5 protein-coding genes are annotated in these 4,913 nt (G+C 73.3%); all 5 read left to right on the top strand.

What is annotated here, in order from left to right; genetic code table 11:
* A partial coding sequence (locus tag RIF89_RS10925) for a carboxyl transferase domain-containing protein (protein ID WP_309069140.1) occupies positions 1-740 on the top strand: 740 nt, incomplete at its 5' end.
* A gap of 5 nt (positions 741-745) precedes the next feature.
* Positions 746-2,683: a biotin carboxylase N-terminal domain-containing protein gene (locus RIF89_RS10920; protein WP_375294472.1), complete on the top strand. Its 1,938-nt coding sequence runs from the start codon at positions 746-748 to the stop codon at positions 2,681-2,683.
* On the top strand, positions 2,680-3,189 hold the full coding sequence (locus RIF89_RS10915) for a MaoC family dehydratase (RefSeq protein ID WP_309069138.1): 510 nt from the start codon (positions 2,680-2,682) through the stop codon (positions 3,187-3,189). The genes RIF89_RS10920 and RIF89_RS10915 overlap by 4 nt, the downstream gene beginning before the upstream one ends.
* Positions 3,186-4,025 carry a CoA ester lyase gene (locus RIF89_RS10910; protein WP_309069137.1) on the top strand — a complete coding sequence of 280 codons (840 nt, stop codon included), beginning with the start codon at positions 3,186-3,188 and terminating at the stop codon, positions 4,023-4,025. Before RIF89_RS10915 ends, RIF89_RS10910 begins: the two co-directional genes overlap by 4 nt.
* Positions 4,026-4,039: 14 nt before the next feature.
* Positions 4,040-4,913: acyl-CoA dehydrogenase family protein (locus tag RIF89_RS10905; protein ID WP_375294471.1), on the top strand; the 874-nt coding region annotated here is incomplete at its 3' end.

Below are 4,913 nucleotides of genomic sequence, written 5' to 3'. Positions count from 1 at the left end.
GCGCGGCGATCCCGGCCGATCTGCAGACGCCGTACGACGTCCGGGAGATCATCGCGCGCCTTGTCGACGGCAGCGCCTTCCACGAGTTCAAGGCCGGGTTCGGCACGACGCTCGTGACGGGCTTCGCCCGCCTCCACGGCCATCCGGTCGGCATCGTCGCCAACAACGGCGTGCTCTTCTCCGAGAGCGCCCAGAAGGGCGCGCACTTCATCGAGCTGTGCGACCAGCGCGGCGTGCCGCTGGTGTTCCTGCAGAACATCGCTGGCTTCATGGTGGGCGCCGAGTACGAGCGCGGCGGCATCGCCAAGCACGGCGCCAAGATGGTGACGGCCGTGTCCTGCGCGCGGGTCCCGAAGCTCACGGTGGTGGTGGGCGGCTCGTTCGGGGCGGGCACCTACTCGATGTGCGGCCGCGCGTACGACCCGCGCTTCCTCTGGCTCTGGCCGAACGCGCGCGTGTCCGTGATGGGCGGCCCGCAGGCCGCGAGCGTCCTGTCGACCGTCAAGCGCGAGCAGATCGAGGCCGAAGGCGGACAGTGGACGCAGGACGCGCAGGCAGCGTTCGAGGCGCCCATCCGCGAGCGGTACGAGCGGCAGGGATCGCCGTACTACTCGACCGCGCGCCTGTGGGACGACGGCGTCATCGCCCCCGCCGACACCCGCCGCGTGCTGGGACTGGCGCTGGACGTCGCCGGGCAGGCGCCGCTGCCCGACATCCGCTACGGCGTGTTCCGGATGTGATGACGATGTTCGACAGGGTCCTGATCGCCAATCGCGGGGAGATCGCGCTGCGCATCATCCGCACGCTCGACCGGATGGGCATCGCCTCCGTCGCGGTCTTCTCCGACGCCGACGCGGACGCGCCGCATGTTTCCGCCGCGACGACCGCCCTTCGCATCGGGCCGGCCGATGCGCGCCGCTCGTACCTCGACGGCGAGGCCGTGATCGCGGCGGCGCTCGCCGCGGGGGCGGAGGCTGTCCATCCCGGCTACGGATTCCTGTCGGAGAACGCCGCCTTCGCCGGCGCGTGCGCGGCCGCGGGGCTCGTCTTCATCGGACCGCCGGCATCGGCGATCGAGACGATGGGGGACAAGATCCGCGCGCGCGCAGCGGTGGAGGCGCGCGGCGTCGCCACCGTGCCCGGGATCGCCCGCCCGGGACTCGATGACGCGGCGCTCATCGCGGGTGCGGCGGATGTCGGCTACCCCGTGCTGATCAAGCCGTCCGCGGGCGGCGGCGGCAAGGGCATGCACCGCGTCGACCGACCCGGCGACCTCGCGGCCGCGCTCGCGCAGGCGCGGCGCGAGGCCGCCGCGGCGTTCGGCGACGACACGCTGTTCGTCGAGCGGTTCGTCGCGGAGCCCCGGCACATCGAGGTGCAGGTGCTCGCCGACACACACGGTGAGGTCATCCATCTGGGCGAGCGCGAGTGCTCGCTGCAGCGGCGCCACCAGAAGGTCGTGGAGGAGGCCCCGAGCCCCCTGCTGACTCCGGTGCAGCGCGCGGCGATCGGTCGGGCGGCATGCGAGACGGCGCGGGCCGTGGGGTACACGGGTGCCGGCACCGTGGAGTTCATCGTGTCGGGATCGCGCCCGGATGAGCCGTTCTTCATGGAGATGAACACGCGGCTGCAGGTCGAGCACCCCGTGACCGAGCTCGTCACGGGCGTCGACCTCGTCGAGCAGCAGCTGCGGGTCGCGGCGGGCGAGCGTCTGGCGCTCGGGCAGGACGATGTCCGCCTCGACGGGCATGCGATCGAGGCGCGCATCTACGCGGAGGACCCCGCAGCGGGCTTCCTGCCGACGGGAGGGCGCCTGATCGCGGTGCGGTGGCCGCACGACGTGCGGATCGACGCCGGCGTCGAGGCCGGCACGGTGGTGGGTTCCCACTACGACCCGATGCTCGCCAAGGTGGTGGCGCACGCCGCCACGCGAGACGAGGCCGTGACGGCGCTGCGCCGCGCGCTCGCCGACACGCATCTGCCCGGCGTCCTGACGAACGTCGCGTTCCTGCGGCGCCTCCTGGCCGTGCCCGCGGTCGTAGACGGAGCGCTCGACACGGGACTGGTGGACCGCGAGGCGCCAGGGCTCGCCGTCTTTCCCACGCCCGACGCGGCGTTCGCGGCCTGTGCGCTGCACGACCTGCCCGCCACGACGGGGGCGTGGCGGGCCGACGGGTGGCGCATGTCCGGCGCGCGCGGCGCCGTGCTGCGATACACCGACCCGGATGCAGAACCGGTCGAGGCCGGAGGTGACGTCGCGACCGTCAGGCTGCACGCGGACGGCCTGACGGCGACCGTCGAGCGCGGCGGGGACCCGCGGATCATCCGCCTTCCCGACCTGGCCGGGATCGAGGTGCTCGCGGAGGCCGAGGGCGGCGCCCTGTGGGTTCTCGGGCCGGACGGCGACCACCGCATCGCGCGTCGCACGGCGGCGCGCCGGGAGCGCCGCTCGGCGGACCCCGGACTCGTCTCGCCCATGCCGGGCACGGTCGTCGCAGTGCACGCCGACGACGGCGCGGAGGTCGAGGAGGGCGCGGCCGTGGTGAGCGTCGAGGCCATGAAGATGGAGCACGTGCTGCGGGCTCCCGCCGCGGGCCTGGTGCGCATCGCCGTCGCGGTGGGAGAGGGCGTCTCGCGCGGGCAGCAGCTCGCCACCGTCGCGGCACGGGGGGAGGACGCATGACCGAGGAGCGCCGCATCCGGCAGCGCGGGCTGTGGTTCGACGAGTTCGAGACGGGCGTCGTCTACGAGCACCGGCCCGGGCGCACGATCACCGAGGCCGACGACGTGCTGTTCACCACCATGACGATGAACTCGCAGGCGCTGCACCTCGACGCGCACTGGGCGGCCCAGACGGAGTTCGGCGAGCGCCTCGTGAACTCGATGCTCACGCTCGCGACGATCGTCGGGATGTCGACGGGGCAGCTCACGAACGGCACGATCGTCGCGAACCTCGGGTTCTCGCTCGTCGAGTTCCCCGCGCCGATGCGCCACGGCGACACGCTGTACGGCGAGACGCGGGTCGCCGAGACGCGCGCTTCCCGCTCGCGACCGGGGCAGGGCGTCGTGACGCTCGAGCACGTCGGCTGCAACCAGGACGGCGTCGTGGTCGCGCGGGCGGTCCGCGCCGTGCTCATGCAGGGCAACCCGGAACGCGGCGCATCGAGCGAGCGGAGCGGGTCCTCATGACGCTCGGCATGGGGCCCGCGATCCTGTTCTGTCCCGGCGACCGGCCGGATCGGTTCGGGAAGGCCGCCGAGCGGGCGGACGGCGTCGTGCTCGATCTCGAGGACGCCGTCGGACCCGAGGCCAAGCGGTCGGCACGCGAGGCGGTCGCGCGGGCACAGCTCGACCCCGCCCGCACGGTCGTGCGCGTGAACGACGCCCGCTCCGGCCTGCTCGCCGACGACCTCGCGGCCGTGCGGCGCTCGCCCTACCGCGTCGTGATGCTCGCGAAGACCGAGGCCCCCGCCGACGTCGACGCGGTGGGCGACCTGGACGTCATCGCGCTGTGCGAGACCGCACGAGGCGTCCTGAACGCCGCGGCCATCGCCGCCCATCCCCGCGTCGTGGCGCTGATGTGGGGAGCGGAAGACCTGGTGGCGTCGCTGGGCGGCACGTCCAGTCGTGACGCGACGGGCGGATACCGCGCCGTCGCGCTCCACGCGCGCTCGACCGTGCTGCTCGCCGCGGGAGCGACCGGGAAGACGGCCATCGACGCCGTGCACCTCGACATCGCCGATCTCGATGGCTGTCGCGCCGAGGCGGAGGACGCGGCGGCGAGCGGTTTCGCGGCGAAGGCCGCCATCCATCCGTCGCACGTCGCACCCATCCGGGACGCGTTCGCGCCGTCCGCCGGCGAACTCGCGTGGGCGCGCGGCGTCCTCGACGCCGCCCGCCTCGCCGGGTCGGAGGGCCGCGGCGTCTTCCGGTTCGACGGTCGCATGGTCGACGAGCCGGTCCTCAGACACGCGCGCGGCATCCTCGCGCGCGACCGCAGCGGAGCCACGAGCCCCGCACCGTGAAAGGAGAGACGACGATGTCGATCATCACGCCCACCCGCACACCGGCTCCCGGCACCGAGATGCTCGAGCCGGAGCTGCAGGAGCTCGCGCACCGCGTGCGCGAGTTCGCGGACGAGGTCGTCGCGCCGGCCGCCTACCAGTACGACACCGAACGCCGCCTGCCTCTCGAGATCATTCACGAGATGGGCCGGATGGGCCTGTTCGGACTGCCGCTGCCCGAGGAATACGACGGGCAGGGCAAGACCTACCTTCACCTGTGCATCGCGGTCGAGCAGCTCGCGCGCGTGGACCAGTCGATCGCCGTCACGCTCGAGGCGGGACTGGGACTCGGCGCGATGCCGATCCACCGCTTCGGCACGGAGCAGCAGCGCCGCGAGTACCTGCCGCCTCTCGCGCGCGGCGAGAACCTGGCGGCGTTCGGCCTGACGGAGGCGGAGGCGGGCTCGGATGCCGGCGCGACGAGGACGACGGCGACGCTGCACGACGGCTGGTGGACGATCGACGGGACCAAGCAGTACATCACCAACTCCGGCACGCCCATCACGAGCGTGGTGACCGTGACGGCCGTGACGGGGCAGCGGCAGGGCGCGCACGGCGCGGTCCGCCCCGAGCTCTCCTCGATCATCGTCCCCGTGCCGACGCCCGGCTTCACGGCACTGCCGTCGTACGACAAGGTCGGCTGGCACACGTCGGACACGCATCCGCTGGTCTTCGACGGTGTGCGCGTGCCCGAGGAGAACCTGCTCGGGGAGCGCGGCCGAGGCTTCGCGAACTTCCTCTCGATCCTCGACGAGGGGCGCGTCGCGTTCGCCGCGCTGTGCGTCGGCGCCGCGCAGGGGTGCCTCGAGCAGGCGGTGCTGCATGCGAAGAAGCGCGTGGTGTTCGGGA

The sequence above is a fragment of the Microbacterium sp. genome, from assembly GCF_031178525.1.
Classification (GTDB): Bacteria; Actinomycetota; Actinomycetes; order Actinomycetales; family Microbacteriaceae; genus Microbacterium.
This window is presented reverse-complemented; position numbering and strand designations above follow the sequence as displayed.

Bases quoted from the DNA above. Each gene is read 5' to 3' on its own strand.
- RIF89_RS10920 (WP_375294472.1), top strand. From the start codon at position 746: ATGTTCGACAGGGTCCTGATCGCCAATCGCGGGGAGATCGCGCTGCGC.
- RIF89_RS10915 (WP_309069138.1), top strand. From the start codon at position 2,680: ATGACCGAGGAGCGCCGCATCCGGCAGCGCGGGCTGTGGTTCGACGAG.
- RIF89_RS10910 (WP_309069137.1), top strand. From the start codon at position 3,186: ATGACGCTCGGCATGGGGCCCGCGATCCTGTTCTGTCCCGGCGACCGG.